This window comes from Azoarcus sp. PA01 (assembly GCA_001274695.2).
In the GTDB taxonomy this organism is placed as follows: Bacteria; Pseudomonadota; Gammaproteobacteria; order Burkholderiales; family Rhodocyclaceae; genus Aromatoleum.
This window is the reverse complement of the sequence record LARU01000004.1, coordinates 312,841-331,252: the sequence shown is the minus strand read 5'-3', so window position 1 is coordinate 331,252 and position 18,412 is coordinate 312,841. Positions and strand designations below refer to the sequence as shown.

At 63.2% G+C, this 18,412-nt stretch carries 19 protein-coding genes; 12 read left to right on the top strand and 7 right to left on the bottom strand.

What is annotated here, in order from left to right:
• Positions 1 to 2 precede the first annotated feature (2 nt).
• The 7 genes from sufC (at position 3) to PA01_13660 (ending at position 5,846) form a co-directional block, all read left to right on the top strand.
• Positions 3 to 785 (top strand): Fe-S cluster assembly ATPase SufC, encoded by a 783-nt coding sequence (sufC, locus tag PA01_13690; GenBank protein KON79558.1) that lies wholly within the window; start codon positions 3 to 5, stop codon positions 783 to 785.
• Positions 782 to 2,140, top strand: coding sequence for a Fe-S cluster assembly protein SufD (gene sufD, locus PA01_13685; protein ID KON79557.1), 1,359 nt, complete (start codon positions 782 to 784; stop codon positions 2,138 to 2,140). Before sufC ends, sufD begins: the two co-directional genes overlap by 4 nt.
• On the top strand, positions 2,116 to 3,402 hold the full coding sequence (locus PA01_13680) for a cysteine desulfurase (GenBank protein ID KON79556.1): 1,287 nt from the start codon (positions 2,116 to 2,118) through the stop codon (positions 3,400 to 3,402). Before sufD ends, PA01_13680 begins: the two co-directional genes overlap by 25 nt.
• The gene (locus PA01_13675; GenBank protein KON79555.1) at positions 3,395 to 3,847 is read left to right on the top strand and encodes an SUF system NifU family Fe-S cluster assembly protein; all 453 of its coding nucleotides are present in this window, start codon (positions 3,395 to 3,397) and stop codon (positions 3,845 to 3,847) included. The genes PA01_13680 and PA01_13675 overlap by 8 nt, the downstream gene beginning before the upstream one ends.
• Positions 3,848 to 3,850: 3 nt before the next feature.
• Positions 3,851 to 4,222, top strand: a complete 372-nt coding sequence (locus PA01_13670) for an SUF system Fe-S cluster assembly protein (protein KON79554.1) — start codon at positions 3,851 to 3,853, stop codon at positions 4,220 to 4,222.
• Between the two features lie 13 nt (positions 4,223 to 4,235).
• Complete coding sequence (locus tag PA01_13665) at positions 4,236 to 4,559, top strand: non-heme iron oxygenase ferredoxin subunit (GenBank protein KON79553.1); 324 nt, start codon at positions 4,236 to 4,238, stop codon at positions 4,557 to 4,559.
• A 159-nt stretch (positions 4,560 to 4,718) separates the two neighbouring features.
• Positions 4,719 to 5,846: an aminotransferase class V-fold PLP-dependent enzyme gene (locus PA01_13660; protein ID KON79552.1), complete on the top strand. Its 1,128-nt coding sequence runs from the start codon at positions 4,719 to 4,721 to the stop codon at positions 5,844 to 5,846.
• A gap of 93 nt (positions 5,847 to 5,939) precedes the next feature.
• Here PA01_13660 and PA01_13655 read toward each other — a convergent pair whose 3' ends face one another.
• On the bottom strand, positions 5,940 to 6,152 hold the full coding sequence (locus tag PA01_13655) for a DUF3079 domain-containing protein (protein ID KON79551.1): 213 nt from the start codon (positions 6,150 to 6,152) through the stop codon (positions 5,940 to 5,942).
• A 250-nt stretch (positions 6,153 to 6,402) separates the two neighbouring features.
• Between PA01_13655 and PA01_13645 the strand changes: the two genes are divergently transcribed.
• The 4 genes from PA01_13645 to PA01_13625 all read left to right on the top strand — a co-directional run bounded on the left by PA01_13645 (position 6,403) and on the right by PA01_13625 (position 10,301).
• A complete protein-coding gene (locus PA01_13645) occupies positions 6,403 to 7,392 on the top strand; it encodes a DUF2034 domain-containing protein (protein ID KON79549.1) in 990 nt (329 codons plus the stop codon).
• A gap of 13 nt (positions 7,393 to 7,405) precedes the next feature.
• Positions 7,406 to 7,999, top strand: a complete 594-nt coding sequence (locus PA01_13640) for a DUF4124 domain-containing protein (protein KON79548.1) — start codon at positions 7,406 to 7,408, stop codon at positions 7,997 to 7,999.
• A 692-nt stretch (positions 8,000 to 8,691) separates the two neighbouring features.
• A complete protein-coding gene (locus PA01_13630; GenBank protein KON79546.1) occupies positions 8,692 to 9,186 on the top strand; it encodes a hypothetical protein in 495 nt (164 codons plus the stop codon).
• 68 nt (positions 9,187 to 9,254) lie between these two features.
• Positions 9,255 to 10,301 carry a DUF2971 domain-containing protein gene (locus PA01_13625; protein KON79545.2) on the top strand — a complete coding sequence of 349 codons (1,047 nt, stop codon included), beginning with the start codon at positions 9,255 to 9,257 and terminating at the stop codon, positions 10,299 to 10,301.
• Positions 10,302 to 11,051: 750 nt separating this feature from the next.
• Here the strand turns inward: PA01_13625 and PA01_19030 are convergent.
• Positions 11,052 to 11,582, bottom strand: a complete 531-nt coding sequence (locus PA01_19030) for a hypothetical protein (protein KAI5912327.1) — start codon at positions 11,580 to 11,582, stop codon at positions 11,052 to 11,054.
• Between the two features lie 104 nt (positions 11,583 to 11,686).
• Complete coding sequence (locus PA01_19025; protein ID KAI5912326.1) at positions 11,687 to 12,148, bottom strand: hypothetical protein; 462 nt, start codon at positions 12,146 to 12,148, stop codon at positions 11,687 to 11,689.
• A gap of 233 nt (positions 12,149 to 12,381) precedes the next feature.
• On the opposite strand from PA01_19025, the gene PA01_13615 reads away from it, so the two are divergent.
• A complete protein-coding gene (locus tag PA01_13615) occupies positions 12,382 to 13,812 on the top strand; it encodes an IS1182 family transposase (GenBank protein KON79543.1) in 1,431 nt (476 codons plus the stop codon).
• Between the two features lie 282 nt (positions 13,813 to 14,094).
• Here the strand turns inward: PA01_13615 and PA01_19020 are convergent, their stop codons facing one another.
• The 4 genes from PA01_19020 to PA01_13595 form a co-directional block, all read right to left on the bottom strand.
• Positions 14,095 to 14,625 carry a fumarate hydratase C-terminal domain-containing protein gene (locus PA01_19020; GenBank protein KAI5912325.1) on the bottom strand — a complete coding sequence of 177 codons (531 nt, stop codon included), beginning with the start codon at positions 14,623 to 14,625 and terminating at the stop codon, positions 14,095 to 14,097.
• A gap of 44 nt (positions 14,626 to 14,669) precedes the next feature.
• Positions 14,670 to 15,458 (bottom strand): IS21-like element helper ATPase IstB, encoded by a 789-nt coding sequence (istB, locus tag PA01_13605; protein KON79542.1) that lies wholly within the window; start codon positions 15,456 to 15,458, stop codon positions 14,670 to 14,672.
• Between the two features lie 41 nt (positions 15,459 to 15,499).
• On the bottom strand, positions 15,500 to 17,026 hold the full coding sequence (gene istA / locus PA01_13600; GenBank protein KON79541.1) for an IS21 family transposase: 1,527 nt from the start codon (positions 17,024 to 17,026) through the stop codon (positions 15,500 to 15,502).
• A gap of 235 nt (positions 17,027 to 17,261) precedes the next feature.
• The gene (locus tag PA01_13595; protein ID KON79540.2) at positions 17,262 to 18,323 is read right to left on the bottom strand and encodes a PEP-CTERM sorting domain-containing protein; all 1,062 of its coding nucleotides are present in this window, start codon (positions 18,321 to 18,323) and stop codon (positions 17,262 to 17,264) included.
• Between the last annotated feature and the right edge of the window lie 89 nt (positions 18,324 to 18,412).

Sequence of the window (18,412 nt, the reverse complement as noted above, 5' to 3'; positions counted from 1 at the left end):
AAATGCTGGAGATCCGCAACCTGCACGTGACGGTCGACGAGGGGACGACAAAGCGGCCGATCCTGCGCGGCCTCCACCTCGAGGTGAGGGCGGGCGAGGTGCACGCGATCATGGGGCCGAACGGCTCGGGCAAGAGCACGCTCGCGCACGTGCTCGCGGGCCGGGAAGGCTACGTCGTGACCGCGGGCGAGATTCTGTACGACGGCCGCAATCTGCTCGAGCTCGCGCCCGAAGTGCGGGCGCGCGAAGGGATTTTCCTCGCGTTCCAGTACCCGGTCGAGATTCCCGGCGTCGCGAACATCTATCTGCTGAAGGCGGCACTCAACGCCGCGCGCAAGCACCGCGGCGAAGCGGAGCTCGACGCGATGGATTTCCTCGCGCTCGTGAAGGCGAAGCTGCGTCTGATGCAGATGGACGAGAGTCTGCTGTACCGCGCGGTGAACGAAGGTTTCTCCGGCGGCGAAAAGAAGCGCAACGAGATCCTGCAGATGGCGGTGCTCGAGCCGCGGCTGGCGATCCTTGACGAGACCGACTCCGGGCTCGACATCGACGCGCTGAAAGTCGTCGCGAACGGCGTCAATGCGATGCGCAGTCCCGACCGGGCGATGATCCTCGTGACGCATTACCAGCGTTTGCTCGACCATATCCGGCCGGACCGCGTGCATGTCCTCGCGCACGGGCGCATCGCGCTGTCCGGCGGACCGGAACTCGCGCTCGAGCTGGAGCGGCGCGGCTACGGCTGGGTCGAGGCGGCGCTGGAAACTGCCGCGGGAGCCGGGCCATGACGAGCGGTGCGCGCGAGCACTATCTCGGCCGGTTCGCCGCGCAGCGCGCGCAGCTTCCGGGCGCATCGCTGCCGCGGCTGCAACGCATGCGCGACGCGGCGATCGAGCGCTTCGCCGGGCTCGGCCTGCCGACGACCCGCGAGGAAGACTGGAAATACACGAACGTGTCGGCGCTCGAGCGGCGGCTGTTCGACGTCCTGGCCGACGGGACGCAGTTTTCAGGCTTCGGCAATGACGTCGCCGAGCGCGAACTCGCGCGTCACGCGCTCGACGGCACGCACTGCCTGGTGTTCGTCGATGGCCGCTACGCGCCGGGGCTGTCGCATGTCGCCTCGCTGCCGCGTGGTGCGGACGTCGGCAGCCTCGCGGAACTGGTCGCGACTCGTCCGGAAGTCGCGGCGGAGCTTCTCGACACTGATCCGGAGGCTGAAGCGAACGGTTTTGCGGCGCTGAATGCGGCGTTATGGACGGACGGCGCGTGTATCGACCTTGCGCCCGGCGTCGCCGTCGACCGACCGATCCATCTGCTGTTCGTCGCCACCCGAACGGATCTCGCGAGCTTCCCGCGCATCGTCCTCCGCGCAGGAGCGGGCGCCGAAGCGACGGTGATCGAGCATTACGCAGGCAGCGAGGACGCGGTCTATCTCACCGACACAGTCACGCGGATCGACGCCGGCACGGGCGCGCGCGTCACGCATGCAAAAGTGCAGCAGGAGAGCCGGCGGGGTTTCCATATTGCCGGCATCCACACCTTGCAGGCGGCGGACAGTCGCTTCGCGTCCCATTCGTTCGCGTTCGGCGGCCAGCTCGCGCGCAACGACATCGCGACCCGGCTCGACGGCGAAGGCTGCGACGCGACGCTCGCCGGCCTGTACGTCGGCAGCGGACGTCAGCATCACGACCACCACACCTGCATCGATCACGCCTGCCCGCGCGGCACGAGCCGCGAACTCTACAAAGGGGTGCTCGACGACTCGTCGCGCGCGGTCTTCAACGGCCGCGTCATCGTGCGCCCCGGCGCCCAGCGCACCGACGCGCAGCAATCGAACCACAACCTGCTGTTGTCGGATGGCGCCGAGGTCGATACCAAGCCGCAACTGGAAATCTGGGCCGACGACGTCCAATGCGCGCATGGCGCGACCGTCGGACAGCTCGACGCCGAGCGGCTGCACTACCTGCGCGCGCGCGGCCTGGACGCTGCGACTGCGCGCGGATTGCTGATTCACGCGTTCGCGGCCGACGTGCTTCGTGATATTACTCACGCCGGGCTGCGGGCGCGGCTGTCGACGCTCCTGCCCGGACAACTGCCCGAAGACATGGGGGAACTGGAATGCGAACTTCTGCCAACGAGTTGAACGCGCTGCGTGTCGCCGCACCCGCTGCGGGCGGGAGCGTCCCGCCGCTCGACGTCGCCCGGCTGCGCGCCGACTTCCCGATCCTCGCCCGCGAGGTCAATGGCAGGCCGCTCGTCTATCTCGACAACGCGGCGACGAGCCAGAAACCGCGTTGCGTGATCGACGCGCAAGCGCATTACTACGTCCAACTCAACGCGAACGTGCACCGCGGCGTGCATCGCCTGAGCCAGGAGGCGACCGACGCGTTCGAGGCCGCGCGCGACACGGTGCAGCGCTTCGTGAACGCCGCGCGGCGCGAGGAGATCGTCTTCGTGCGCGGCACGACCGAAGCGATCAACCTCGTCGCGAACAGTTTCGGCGGACGTTTGCGCCCCGGCGACGAAATCCTCATCACCGCAATGGAGCACCACTCGAACATCGTGTCGTGGCAACTCGCGTGCGAGCGCAGCGGCGCGGTGCTGAAAGTCGCGCCCGTCAATGACGACGGGGAACTGCTCGTCGTGGAGTTCGAGCGCCTGTTGGGCGACCGCACGCGGATCGTCGCGCTGGCGCATGTGTCGAACGCGCTCGGCACGATCAACCCGGTGCGCGAGCTCATCGACCTGGCGCACGCGCGCGGCGTGCCGGTGCTGCTCGACGGCGCCCAAGCGGTGCCGCACGTCGCGGTCGACGTGCAGGCGCTCGATTGCGACTTCTACGCGTTCTCGGCGCACAAGCTCTATGGGCCGACCGGCATCGGCGTGCTGTACGGCAAAGCTGCGCTGCTCGACGCGATGCCGCCGTGGCAGGGCGGCGGCGACATGATCCGGCAGGTGAGCTTCGCGGGCACGACGTACAACGAGCTGCCGTACAAGTTCGAAGCGGGCACGCCGGACATCGCCGGCGCGATCGCGCTCGGTGCAGCGATCCGCTACGTCGAGGAAACGGGAATCGACGCGATCGCCGCGCACGAACACGCGCTGCTCGAGCACGCCACCCGGCAGGCGTGCTCGATGCCGGGCCTGCGACTCGTCGGCACCGCGCGCAGCAAGGCGGCGATCCTGTCGTTCGTGTTCGACGACATCCATGCGCACGACGTCGGCACGATCCTCGACCACGAAGGGGTCGCCGTCCGCACCGGACACCACTGCGCGATGCCACTGATGGAGCGCTTCGGCGTGCCGGCGACGGTGCGTGCGTCGTTCGCGATGTACAACACGCACGACGAGGTCGATGCGCTGTTTGCCGCCTTGCGCCGCGTGCGGGAGGTGTTCGATGGGTGAGCTGCGTGACCTGTACCAGGAAGTGATCCTCGATCACGGCCGGCGGCCGCGCAATTTCGGTCCGCTGCCGGACGCGGATCGGCACGCCGAAGGCTTCAACCCGCTATGCGGCGACCGAATCACGCTGCACGTGAAAACGCGCGACGGCGTCATCGAGGACGTGCATTTCGAAGGCGTCGGGTGCGCGATTTCGATCGCGTCGGCGTCGCTGATGAGCGAAACGCTGAAAGGCAAGACGCCCGCGCAGGCGGCAGCGATGTTCGACGGCTTCCACGCGCTCGTGACCGGCCACGTGCCGGATCAGGGCGGGCCGGCGCTGGGCAAGCTCGAAGTGCTCGGCGGCGTCGCGGAGTTCCCGATGCGGGTCAAATGCGCGACCCTTGCCTGGCATACCTTGCAGGCGGCGCTGCGCGGCGACACGCAGCCGGTGTCGACGGAGACGTGAGCGATGAGCGTGTTCGACTGGCTGCACCAGGGCGAAAAGCAGGCGGCAGGCGAGGGCAGCGCGCCGGGCGAAGAACTGCGCACCGCTGTCATCGCCGCGCTGCGCACCGTGTACGACCCGGAAATCCCGGTCAACATCTACGATCTCGGGCTGATCTACGGCCTCGATATCGACGACGCGAGCGGCAGGGTCGACATCCGCATGACGCTGACCGCGCCGGGGTGCCCGGTCGCAGCGACTTTTCCCGGCACCGTCGAGGAGGCGGTGAAAGCTGTCGAAGGGGTGCGGGAAGCGCACGTCGAACTCGTCTGGGATCCGCCGTGGTCGCGCGAATTGATGAGCGAGATCGCGCTTTTCGAACTCGGGCTGCTTTGAGCGCGAGCGCGACATGGCACGCTGGCTCGACGTCGCCGCGGTCGACGATTTCCCGGAAGGTTCCGCCCGAGTGGTCATGCTCGATGACGGCCGGCAAGTCGCAGTGTTCAATGCCGGCGGGCAGTTCCACGCGCTCGAGGACCGCTGCAGCCACGAGGACGAGAACCTGTCGTGCGGCGTCATCGATGGCGACGAGGTCATCTGCCCGCGCCACGGCGCGCACTTCTCGCTGCGGACCGGCGCGGCGCTGTCGCCCCCGGCTTACGAGCCGGTCGCGACTTTCGCGGTGTGTGTCGTACGCGGCCTCGTCCAGATCGACGCCGACAGCGGAACGTGAGCACCTTCGGCACCGGCGGCGAGCCCCGCGCCGCAGGACTTCGCCCACTCCGCATCGCCGGACCCCGTGCCCCTCGTCGCTGCCGGCAGGGGATGGTCCGCGGCAGTTAGTCCGGGTATCCTCGCCCCCGTCCTTCCGTTTCCCTTGCAGGAGATCACAGTGCCAGGCTTGTTGCGCCATCCCGACCCGGACGGGTTGCTCGAATATTCGGTCGTCTATACCGACCGCTCGCTCAATCACATGTCGCAGGCTTTCCAGGGTGTCATGAACGACATCTCGCGCATGCTCAAGGAAGTCTACAACGCGAAATCCGCGATCGTCGTCCCCGGCAGCGGCACGTTCGGCATGGAAGCCGTCGCCCGGCAGTTTGCCACCGGCCGCAAGTGCCTCGTCATCCGCAATGGCTGGTTCAGCTATCGCTGGACGCAAATCTTCGACATGGGGAACATCCCGGCCGAATCCATCGTCCTGAAGGCGCGCCCGGTCGAAGACGGGCCGCAGGCCGCGTTCGCACCGGCTCCCGTCGAGGAAGTCGTCCGGACGATTCGCGAGCAGAAGCCCGACGTGGTTTTCGCGCCGCACGTCGAGACTTCCAGCGGCATGATGCTGCCCGACGCGTATCTGCGGGCGGTCGCCGACGCGGCTCATTCGGTCGGCGGCCTGTTCGTGCTCGACTGCATCGCGTCCGGCGCGATCTGGGTGGACATGCAGGCCCTTGGCATCGACATCCTGATCAGCGCACCGCAGAAAGGCTGGAGCGGTTCGCCGTGCTGCGCGCTCGTGATGCTCGGTGAAGGCGCCCGCGCGAAAATCGCCTCCACGACGAGCACCAGCTTTGCATGCGACCTGCGCAAGTGGCTGCAGATCATGGAAGCCTACGAGAACGGCGGGCACATGTACCACGCGACGATGCCGACCGACGCGCTGACGACGCTGCGCGACGTCATGAAGGAGACCCGCGACTACGGGTTCGACAAGGTGCGCGGCGAGCAGCAGGAACTGGGCGACAGCGTGCGGGCGCTGCTGACCCGCAAAGGTTTCAAGAGCGTCGCCGCCGAAGGCTTCCAGGCGCCCGGCGTCGTCGTCAGCTACACCAGCGACCCGGAAATCCAGTCCGGCCGGGCATTGTCCGCCCAAGGCCTGCAGATCGCCGCGGGCGTGCCGCTGCAGTGCGACGAACCGGCGGACTTCCGCACGTTCCGCATCGGCCTCTTCGGCTTGGACAAGCTGCACGACGTCGAGCGCTCCGTCCGCTACCTCGATGAGGCGCTGACCCGCGCCGGCTGACCGGCTTCGGCCCCGACGGCACGCTGGGCATGCCGTCGGAGACCGCGATCCGGGCGGTGCGCCGCCGGTTTGGCGGACACGCGCTCCCGGCTATCAGGACGAGCCGTCCTCCGCCTTCTTCGCTCCCTCGGCGGGCTCCAAGCCCCAGTCGCCGTAGGTGTACCAGTCGTCGCCGAGCATCTCCGCCGGGTGCATCGTCCGCCCCGAGCCGTTCCCGCACGCGAGCGAATCCGTCGGGCAATACTTGTCGCAACCCCAGCAGATGCGTTCGGGATGTTTGGGATGCAGCGGGAATTTCTTTGCCATGGTCGGGGCAGACGGACGGGCAGGGCGGGATATGGTGAGCAAGATACTCGGCCAGGCGGACAAATACTTGAGTGACGTCAAGAAAGGCGACACTGGCGGCCCTCCGGTAGCCCAAGCAGTGCACCCCGCAGTGACTTTGTACCGTTCAAACTCGGCCCCGATTATGTATCATTCATCCCATTTCCACAAAAAAATGATGTCGGACGGGTGAGCGATTCATCCTGATGGCGTGCCGGGGGTGCGTGCAGGAATGGGTCGACGTCGCTACAGAAACAGGAACGAGGGTCTCCTCGACATCGCGGTACGGTCGGACTGGAAAGTCTCCGCGGGACTCGCCGCGGCGAGCGTTTTCGGGGGCGCCGTGCTCGTTCCAGCGTTTCTCGGCAGCAGCCCGGTCCTTCGCCCCATCGGCACGGTGTTCACCCCGCTCGCATGGCTGGTCGCCTTCGTTTTCGCGTTCATCGCGGTCATCCGCTTCGTCAAGCAGGCGCCGACCGCGGGCGCGGGCATCGCGTTCCAGCGATCGGCAAGCACGCCGTGCAGTGTCGGCGCAGAGCGCCCCTCCGCCACCGGCCGGCGCGAACCCGCCGCGTCCGCCCACCCGGCAACGCCGCCTTCCACGCAGGACAACGTCTGGATCCCGTCCGTCGTCCCGGGCGTGCCGCCGCGCCCGCCACGCCCCGAAAGCTGGTCACTCGACGTCCTCGACCGCGTCGAATGGAAGCGCTTCGAAGACCTTTGCTGCGCCTTCTACCGCGAAAAAGGCATCCGCGCCGAAACCACCCGCCTCGGCGTCGACGGCGGCATCGACATCCACCTCTTCCAGGACGACGCCGACCCCACCCACGCCACTGCCATCGTCCAATGCAAGGCATGGAACAAGCCGGTGGGCGTCAAGGAGGTGCGCGAGCTGCGCGGCGTGATGGCCCACGAGAAGGTCGACAAGGCCTTCTTCATGGCCCCCAACGGCTACACCGACGACGCCCGCGCCTTCGCCACTGAGAACCGCATCATGTTGCTCGACGGCAAGCTCTTCCTCGCGATGCTGCAGCGGCTGCCGGAGGACGCGAGCAGGCGGCCGCTGGAATTCGCGACGGCGGGCGACTGGACGACGCCGACGTGTCCGAGCTGCGGCGATCGCATGACTGCGCGGGATAGCAAGCGGGGGGCGTTCTGGGGGTGTGTGACTTACCCGAAGTGCAAGGGCAAGCTGCCCATGCGCGCCTCTGCAAGGCCATGACCGGAGCGAGTGCATGACCACATCTCCTGTCCGAGCGTCCTGCGTCCTTGCGGCACTGGTGGCAATCGTGTCCGGCAGCGTGCCAGCTCCATCGGCGGCCCAGACAATCTATCGATGCGAGCAGGGCGGCAACGTCACCTATACGGACGCTCCTTGCGCGAAGCCTGTTATCCAAGAGATCGGCGGCGCAGTCCCGAATTCGGCCCCTCGGACGCAGAAAGTGGTCGGCGGCGGCTACACGAGCCCGTATGGCCCGTGGAGCGGTCAGACCCAATTTCAGATCATGAACAGCAACATGCTGCAATCGGAGGGCATCCACTTCATCGCGTTTACCGAGCTCATGATCGCCGAGGACGGAAAGGTAACAGGTGGGAGCGCAGAAAACAGCTGTCGGTTGCTCGGCCTGGCTTCACCGGGTTACACCCCGACGATGCTGAACCTCGATGTGACCCTGTCGAACTGTCCCGCCAAGCTTTTCAACCGCCGATACCACGGAACGCTGATCATGAACGCAAAGCAGCGGACAGCCCAGTTGTACATTCGGGCGCTCCAAATTGGCATTGGGCAGGCGATGAATGCCGATATCAAGGCGACGCTTGCTCGATGACGAACGAGAGGGAGAGGTAGCCGTTAGATGCCCGATGACGTAACGTTTCGAAAACGTTGCGAATGACATGCCGGAGCCCAGTCAGGCGGGCGTCTGCTTTGGTCAGGAGGCAATGCAATGCGGGTCCCGAATATCCACGATAGGCACGGCCGTCGAGCTTGGGGTCGGGTGCGCAGTTCGAAACCACACAACGAAAGATGAGAGGGGAACGGCTGCTTGGCAGGAAATCGGCCTGACCTGCCGTTGGGCGGCGGCGCTCCATCGGGCGGGAATGCGTCGGTTACCTGTCGTTCAGCCTCGCGAGGCAACGGACGGCAGCTTCCCTATCCGGCGAACGCGAACTTTCGACCCACAGCGGCCATACGGGCTTCTCTGAAGCCGCCATACAGGCGGCCGGGGCTTTCGCGATTTCCGCCGCCACGAAGCTGCCGTTCGTGACCTCACGCCTCCGGCCATAAGCCGCCATTCGCCACCCGATCCACATAGCGGCCATCCGGGCGAGGCGGTATGCTTGCTACCTATGTGCCACATGGGTCGCGTCACCCCACTATGCCGTCGGCTGCGGCTTTTCCTGTCTTGTTATTTTGCCCTGCGCATAGTTTCTGTTTCTAAACATCAACTTTCAGAAAATGTTATCCGGCATTTCGATTTTATGCGACAGAACTGCCGGCAGAAAACAAAGTTAGGCGGCTATGGACGCATCTGACCTTATCGCAGCATTCGCTCTAGTCGGTTCACTGCTGTCGGCGTGGATCAGCTATCGCGCGTATCGCTATGCTGTGCGCGTCAAGGAGGAAGAGTCGCGCATCGCCTTCTCGCGCGAAAAGTCGGAGTTCTTGGTTAGGATCAATAGGGCAAGGAAATTGTTTGAACGCCTGGAACAACGAGTCAAGGTACAACTCAGTAGGATCAATTCTGCGCCGGAAAGTGGTAGGTCAGCTCTAGTGGGCGAGGCCAATCGACTCAAGTCTGATCTGGCGTACTTGGAGGGCTGCCAGCGACAGGCGTGTTCACTTTTGGACGAGACATATGAGATGGGGCAATCCGGACTGGCTCATCACAAGCCGCGTTTTCTTCGGCTAATTGAGGAAGATGAGCAGTTCGCCAATGATGCGTTGGCCCGATGCAACGAAATAGAAGAGACAATCACTAAGGCAGGCAAGAGCGTCACGACGTTCTTTGTGTAGCCACCTAACAATTCATCATCCATGCCGACGTCGCTTCGCGGCGCGGCTTAATTCAGGTGTTATACGTCGTGAAAGCGCGCTCCAGTGGCCGCCTCGCCTACAAGTACCGTAGCGGCGACCCAAACACTCTGCCGCGGGACCTCCAGTCCCTGGCGGACGCTGTTTTCTATGCAGCCGACCGTCATTCGTTGAACGATCCCTTTGAAGGTCGCTTTGATCGAAGATCACTTGACGCCCAGTTCTCGCTGGTCAAGAGGCTTGTCTCGTCCGCTGTACCGAGCGCCTCAGGGTCTCTAGACGGTGTGTCAAGAGCCGCGGAAGAAGTGCTGGCGTTTGTCGACAAGAGCGGCGTCTTCTCGCTGAGCTACAACCCGTTGCAGGAGCTCATCTGGGCGCACTACGGTGGTTCGCATCGCGGGTTCTGCATCGGCTACGACACGCAGAAATTGGTTGACTTTGAGCCAAACGTCCATCAGGTGCTGGACGTTCAGTACAGCAATGCGGCGCCAACCGTTGCCTCGAACGATCTGCTCTCCGCTGACTCGCCAGTCACCGTTCTTCGGAAGATGCTGGCAGTGAAGTCAAAGCCGTGGTCCTATGAGGAGGAAGTTCGCGTCATAACCCAACCACCGGGGCTGCACAAGCATGACTACAGAGCGGTGAAGGTCATCTACTTTGGCCTACGTTGCCCTGAATCCACGATGATGGCCGTTATGGAAGCTCTGGCGGGACGCGGTGTGACTTATCAGCAGGTAGTGAGTCCACAGTCATCCTATGCATTGAAGTCCGTAGGCATTCCCGAACACTATGGATCAGCCCCACGGCACAAGGCGAATTACGCACCGATTAATGACGGCGCGATTCTTCCAGACTACCTCAAGCCTGAGCAGAAGCAATACGCTGCATATCTCACTCGGGCCGCAGAGATCGTACGCCGTGAGCCGTACTGTCAAGAGATTCAGTTGGTCGACTTCAGCGGCTCCAAAAGTACGCCAAACAACCCTGTTATTTTCGTCCAGTACCTGCGCGCTCCAAACAAGTGGGTAAACTACTATCTGACCCTACCCGAGATCGAAAAGCAATACGCCGCACTTGGCCTGACGAACGACGTATAAAATAAAGTTTAGCGACAGCTTTCCGCATTGGGTCGGGACGCGACGACCAACTTTCGTAGTTCGCGGCCGGAAACCAGCCGCTCAACGAATGAGCTAACCGGCACTGCGCGGCCTTATCGTACAGCGTCCAGCGACCGGAGGGAGCGCGGTTGAGCGCCAGGCTAGCCATTATTGGTGCCAGTAGCCGTGGGGTGCGCGTCCCTCATGTGGGCAGCTAGATTCTTCTTACGCCGGTTGCAGATCGGGCATCGTTCCGTTGTGATATCGAGGAGGACACGGTATTCGTTCCCGCGAAGCAGCTTGAGCAGGAATTTGCGATACAAATAGTCGGTAACGGCCAGGCTCATGTCGTTGCCGCGACACGAGAGGATACCGTTCTTCATAAATTGTTCAGAAAGACGAACGACAGGATTTTGAACTTCGGCAGAACGATAGAGGCAAATTAGGTCTGCAGCAGCATCACAGAATGTCTGACGGTATGTTGTTGCGCATGGCGCGCGGTTAGCATTGAGTACGTTAATGGCTGGACCCTGGTTCGCCTTGCAATGAGCGAGGAGCGCGCTTTCCTGAACCAGTTGATTTTTACTCAGTGACATGACTGGAGGAGTGGTTAACGTTACGTTCAGCGGCGGCCGCGCGAGTCGGCCAGTTCGAAGCATCGGACCCCCTCGTCCGCTGCAACGTAATGTTAGACCAAAGGCATGGACGAGGCATGATTGGCTGGTTGCGTTTCAAATTGGATGCAGAGCCTCATTGCAGGCCACCGATAGCCGAAGTCAAAGCGCTACCGTGCCGAATGTTTGCGGCGGCGAAAAGATCGTTGCGAAAGGTCCTTACCTGCTGCATGCCGTGGCGAGCGAACTCAGGTGTAGCATGAGCCCCCCATGGCGCAGCCATTGCCGCGCGAAGCTCACCTCTGGATTTAGCTGGGCTTTGAAACTCCATAGGGCGGCCATGCGCCATGGAGTTCCGAACCTCTCGAATAATCCCAATAGTTCGTAATGGGTCGACGGAGTGATCCAACGGTATGTGAAGTGTTTCGGCAAGTAGTTGTAGTTTTTGGGGGAAGTTTCGCCGCTCGGGCCAGTCATCAAGGATGCGCGTCCCGACAAAGTTGACAATCGCCTCGACTGCGACGCCGAGAGCCAAGAGGCAACTCATACAGTCTAATGTTATTCCCTCCTGATGATCAGCTATGAGCTTCTCCTCAACTGTGGATAAATGATGCCAGGCGAGGTTTAGTAGATCGTTGTGCGGGAAAAATCGGACACGAAATGGCATATCAAATCCTAAGGTGGCTAATATAGCTAACCGGGGCTGCGCTGCTTTGTCGCGCAGCCCAGCGACCAAAGGGAGCGAGGTTGAATACTATGTCACAGGCATGATCACTGTTTCCACTTTGCCACCGCGAACGCTTGGCAAGATGTAATTCCAGAAATGCCGTTCCGCCCCATGGAAATTCTTATGCGTTGCTCGTTGATTTGCTCGATTTGCTTGCCTTTTTTCTCTGAGATTTCCCATGCGATAGAAGTCAGAGCAGATTTGCATGCGGTTGCAACAGCGTCACTCTCTGGAATGAATTGATAGCGGGAGTAATAGACGGTAATTCCAAAACCGTCAGGACGACTTTCTAGCCCATATTCGGTGTCTTTGTCGTAAGTTGACAGAGGAACATTCGAATGACTAACCGGAGTGGCGCACGCACAGAGAAGGGCTGATAACAACAAGACGGGTATGAGACGCATAGATACCTCTAAACGCGCAATGCAAAATAACACCACAGGGAGAGCACCAGCCGACGGCAGGGCAGGATGAACCGATCCATGTGGCACGTAGGCATAGAGCATACCGTCCCGCCCGAATGGCCGCTATCTGTATCGATGACGGCCGGCCGCTCCTGACCGGTCGAGCCAAGGCTCGGTTCAAGTTGGCCGCCGAAAACCGGCCATTCAAGCGGATTGGAGCTGGTCCCGTCTCTTGAGATCGAAATGTAACCACGACCGACCGCTGATGGCCGAGGCTGTGTAAAAACGCCTCTTATGGCATGATATTGGCATTGTTGTCAGGGTGATCGGGTGCCATGAAACGATTCATCGAAGGACAGTGCCGGACACAGAGCGCATTACTACCCGAGAGTCTGGATGACTTTGTCGCCGAGACAAATCCGGTACGGGTGATCGACGTCTTCGTCGATGAGCTTGATCTGCGCAAGCTGGGCTTCGCTGGCGTCGATCCAGCGGCCACCGGACGCCCCGCCTACCATCCGGCCGCGCTCCTCAAACTCTACATCTACGGCTACCTGAACCGGATCCAGTCGAGTCGGCGCCTGGAGCGCGAAGCTCAGCGCAACCTGGAGTTGATGTGGCTCATCGGACGCCTGACGCCCGACTTCAAGACCATCGCCAACTTCCGCAAGGACAATCCGAAGGGCATCCGTGGCGTCTGTCGCCAGTTCGTCGTGCTGTGCCGCGAACTGGGACTGTTCGCCGAAGCGGTGGTCGCGATCGACGGCAGCAAATTCAAGGCAGTCAATAACCGCGATCGCAACTTCACCAGCGCCAAGCTGCAACGGCGCATGGAAGAGATCGAATCGAGCATCGAGCGCTACCTGGTCGAGATGGACAGCGCTGACCGGCAAGAGCCGGCTGTGGCCCAGGCGAAGAAGGAGCGACTGCAGGACAAGATTACGACGCTGAAGGCGCGAATGAAGGAACTCGAAGCGATCGGCGTGCAGCTCGAGAACGCGCCCGACAAGCAGGTTTCCCTCACGGATCCCGACGCCCGCTCGATGAAGACGCGGGGCACGGGCATCGTCGGCTACAACGTGCAGACGGCCGTCGAGACCAAGAACCACCTGATCGTCGCCCACGAGGTAACCAACGACGGGCTGGACCGAGATCAACTGAGCAAGATGGGCAAGCAGGCCCGCAAGGCGATGCGAGTGGAGTACCTCACGGCAATCGCCGATCGGGGCTATTTCAAGAGCGAGGAAATCCTCGCCTGCCACAAAGCCGGCGTCGTGCCGCTCGTTCCGAAAAGCACGACTTCCAACGCGAAAGCCGAGGGGCGGTTCGACCGGGCAGACTTCGTGTACGACCGTGACAACGACGAGTACGTCTGTCCAGCCGGCGAGCGCCTGATCTGGCGCTTTGCGCGAGTCGAGGCGAGGCTGACGATGAATCGCTACTGGAGCTCATCCTGCCCGCGATGTGCCCTCAAGCACCAATGCACCCCGAGTGACTATCGGCGTGTGAGCCGCTGGGTGCATGAGGAAGAGCTGGAGGTCATGCAGGCGCGGCTCGATAAAGCGCCGGACAGTATGCGTATCCGACGTCGGACGGTCGAACACCCCTTCGGCACCCTCAAGGCGTGGATGGGCGCGACCCACTTTCTGACCAAGGGCCTCGAACGCGTCCGAACGGAGATGAGTTTGCACGTTCTGGCGTACAACCTGAAGCGAGTAATGAATCTGATGGGAAACGAGGCACTGATGGCAGCGATGCGGGCCTGAAGCAGGTCTATTACGTCCTCAATAACGCCGCCTCGCCGCCAGCGAATGACTTGAATTGCCAAGAGTCCTGCCGACGCGGACGCCGGGCAGCGCAGGTTGAACCGTTTTTACACAGCCTCGGCCGTTATGATCAGCTGATCACAACGGCCACAACCCGCCGGTCAGCACTCCTACCGAGCGGTCAGATTTGTGGCCGCTCCCTCCAAGTAGCTATCGCTCGTCGCGTTGCCTCCTTCAGTGAAGTCTTGATCTGTCGCCCGTCCCGCCCGGCACGTTATTTTGCTACTTGATGAATCGAACCTGGCTTTTGATCCGCTCGATTGCCGGGTTCTTGCGCTCGTTGAAGCGGGCCTTGTTCTGCTCGATGAGATTGGTGCCCTTGGTGTCGATGGAAATGATCAGGGGACCGAACTCCTTCACCCGATTCACCCACAGCGTTTCCGGCATGCCGAGATCCTGCCACTCCGCCCGCTCGATCTCCTCGACCTTGGTGGCCGCCAGCACCGCACAGCCGCCCGGATCTATACGGCTGTTACCCGAGGCATCGAGCAGGTTGTACTCGTCGGGGATGAACGGGCCGCGCTGGACGCCATCCCCCGGCGGCTGCCTCCCGGCGAGGGCGGGTTTGGGCGGAGCCCGACCGATCCAGGGATCGCCAGCGAGCTCATGACGCCCTATCCAGCAGATCCCATGGAAGCGTATCCGGTGGGCAAGGCGGTGGGTAATCCGCGGTCGCAGGGCCCCGGGCTGATCGAACCGGTGCAGTCGGCGTATGTCACTGACCGGCACAATAGAGCCACCGATGATCGGCATATAGGAGCCAGCTGGAAGGGGCTCTGACGAACGTCTGCGGGGGTTCAAGATTCGTTGTTTTTCGGGGTGCTGGCAAGGGCTGTTTTGGCCTTGTTTGGACCGTGTCGGGGCGAGCGGTAGGAAGCCCCGTCGAGCGTCAGGCAGTAGGCGTTGTGACGCAGGCGATCGACGGTGGCGGAAGCAAGTAGGCGGTTACCCGGGAAGGCCTGGTCCCACTCGGTGAAGTCGAGGTTGCTGGTGACGACGGTGGCGGCCTGCTCGTAACGTTCGGCGATCAGGTCATGCAGGTCTTCGTCGGCGGGCGAACGCAGCGGTTTCAGCCCGAAGTCATCGATGATGAGGACCGGCACGCGCGCCAGTTGCTGGAGCTTCCGTTCATAGGCTCCGGTAGCCCGCGCCGCATTGAGGCTCGCGAGCAACTGCGAGCAGGACGCGAAGACGACGTCGTGACCCTGGCGCACCGCGCAGTGCCCGAGCGCCTGCGCGAGATGGCTCTTGCCGGTGCCGCAGGGGCCGACGATGAGCACCGGGGCACGTTCATCGATGTAGCGCCCGGTCGCGAGATCATGCACCAACGCGCGGTTGGTCGAGGGCAGCCGGTCGAACTCGAAGCCTTCGAGCGTCTTGGTAGCGCGAAACGCGGCGCGACGCAGCCGCGTGGCGAACTTCTTCTGCTCGCGCCGCGCGACCTCGTCCTGGATCAGCAGCGCGAGGAATTCCGTATAGGCGAGCTTCGCGTCGATCGCCTGGCGATTGCGCGCGTCGAGCGAATCGAGGATGCCGGAAAGGCGCAGTTGTTTGAGTTGCGGTGCCAGTTCGGTGGCGGGATTCATGGTGGGACTCCTTGGGTAAAGGGGGCGCGCGGTGCACCCGGTCAGTGAAACGACGTCGGATCGTCGGCGAAGAGCGCCGCGGTCGCACGGGCGAAACGGGCGCGGCCGGCGTAGGGTTCGGTACTCACGGGGGTGAGCGGCTGCAAGTCGTGGCCGCCGGCGAGGATGGTCTTGACGGTGCGGTAATGCGGGCTGTCGTGGGCGAGTGCACGCTCGCAGGCCGCCTCCAGGCGCGCAGCGCCGTAGCGGCTCTTCAGCTGCAGCACGCCCTGCGCGGCACGCAGCCGCTCACTGATGCGGTCGCTCAAGAGGCGCCCGATGAGCTGGGCGCACGCGGTTCCGATCTCCGCGGCCTGTTGCAGACACCAACTGCGGTCGTGCGCGAAGAAACGTTGCGCCGAGGGCGGCAGATGATCGATGACGGTGCGCCGCTCGCCGGGACGACGGGCGCGGGCATGCGTGGCAACGGGTTTGAAGTCCTGATAGACCGTGACCACGCTGTCGGTCGCGCGCAACCACAAACTCTTGCCGACCAAGGTGAATGGCACGGAGTACAGCACGCGCTCGAAGCTGACGTGGCAGTCGCGATGCACCGACACCTGATGCCAAGTGCCCAGATCCGGCGGTACTGCGGGCAACGGCCGCAGCACACTGCGCTCGACGGCGAAGCTGTCCAGCGGTTTGATGCGTGTCGTGCCGTGAATGCGCAGCCCGGCTTCCTTCAACACCCAGTCACGCGCCTGCGCGTTCAGATCGGCCAGATCGCGGAAGCTGCGCGTGGGCAGGAAGTTGCCTTTGACGTATTTGACGCCCGCCTCGACGATGCCCTTCTTCTGCGGCTCCTGGGGCGGACAGGCGTCGATGCGAAAGCCGTAGCCTTCGGCGCATTCGGCGTAAGCACGTTGCACTTGGGGGTCGTGCGCGCACGCCTTGGTGATGGCGCACTTGGCGTTGTCGATGATGAGGCGCGCAGGCACCGCGCCGAACCACTCGAAGGCGCGCCGATGGCAGCCGAGCCAGGTGCGCACGCTCTGATCCCACACGAACTCGACGTACTGGTGCCGCGAGAAACACAGCGTCATCACGAAGGCCCACGTGCGGCGCAGCTCACCGGAGGCGGGATCGACGAGCTGCGGGCCGGCGCCGAAATCGACCTGCGCTGCCTCGCCAGGCGCGAACGACAGCCGCACGGTCGCCTCGGGCGGGCGCTCGCGCTCGATCGTGGCGACAAGCCGGCGCACGCTGGAATAGTGCCCGGTGAAGCCGTGCTCACGTTTAAGGGTGGCGTGGATCACCACGCCGGAGACCCCCTGTGCGAGCCACTGCTCGACCAGCGGCCGGAACGCGGCGATCGATGATTGCGCCGTCACCGGCAGCCGCGGACTGCCGATCGCCGCGGCGATCTCGGCATCTTCCGGAACCGGGTGCTCCGGATCGAGCCAGCCGCGGGCTGCGGCCAATTCGCGGAAACGGGCGGCCTTGGCCCGTCCCATCAGCTTCGCGCGCGCAATCTCGCGCTCGGAGTCGCCCTGGCGCATGCGCATCAGGGCCTGGCGGTACTCGTACATCTCGATGCTCCTGCGGGCCACCGGCTCCCTCCTGCCAAACCAAAACCCGGCAGGGTAGCGATGGACCGCTCAAGGTCGAGACGTCCGTCAGAACTTTGCTGGCTCCATTACGCCGATCCGGCGCTGGCGCCTATGTGCCGATCACGCCCTGGCCTCAATGTGCCGATCACGCGCTGGCTCCATTGTGCCGATCATCAACTGGCTCCTATGTGCCGGTCGGTGACAGCGTAGCCGATCAACGCGAGCCGTGCCCGGCCGATAGGCGACGGCGCAGCGCGAACGCGGCCAGTGCGGCGGTCGTCAGCATCAGCGTCCCGGGCTCCGGCACGGCGGCCGGCGCGCAGCCGCTGACACAGCGGAGAGTTGTGACTTCACCTAAGATTGCTACCCGAATATCAGAAATAGCAGATGAAAAAAAGCCAAAGTCTTTGAAGTCGAACGCGGCAAGCGAAAGCGCAAACGCGGGCAGGGCGTCCGAGGTGAAAATGGTGAGGGAAGAATCCTGAAGCACGAGGGGCAGGGAGAAGTCCTGGTCCCCCTCGGTTAGAACGGAGAATTCATCGGTGCCGGGGTCGTTGATGTCGTTGCCGACGAAGATCGCAATCGGTTCGACAGCTCCCGAGACGACGCCGCCGTCGAACTCGACGCTCATCCGGAACCCCGGTCCCGAATAGAGGCCAAAACTTGTGTTGGGGTCCAAGTCCGGCGCAGCTGAATCAAAGACGAACTCGCCGGTGAAGGTCGAGACTCCGGTGCCGAAACGATCGTCCGTCACCACCCCCGAGAATATGTAGGTGATGGGGACCGCGGAAGCGGGTAGGCAGAAGCAGGTCGCGAGGACCGCCAGCAGTGTGCGCAGCATGATCTCCTCCAGGCTATTGCTGTCCGCCGATGTCATGCAGAGAACGTGCCGACGCTCGAATTTCGACGTGTTTGTGCCGCGGCCGACGTTTCTGGCGCGGAAACTCCAGTCATCTGTAAGAATTGTCGACGCTGCGCAGGGCGGGATTACCTGCGGCCTGCGCGCGATCGCGGTCCGAGGCACGGCCAAGCACTCTGAGGGCGACCGCAACACCTTCAACGTCCGCCGCTGGCTACCCAGCGCCTCGCTGATGTCGCGGAGTACGCGGTACTCTGTTGACGCGGCCGGCAGCAGTGGGTCGGATCCGGCTGTAGCCTGAAGTGACAAGCGGTCGATGACCGCGACAAACAGGTGAACGACAGGTACCCGGCCCATTGCCGCCTGATTGCGCGCGCCGGACCAACGGCGGGTCAGGCCGAACAGGTGTCGCCGCAAAGAAGACCACCTCGAAGGTGGCGGTAGGTCCATTGATCAGCCGGGCCGGCGGAAGTCACCCTCGAGCCACGCATGCGCGCTGGCCGTTG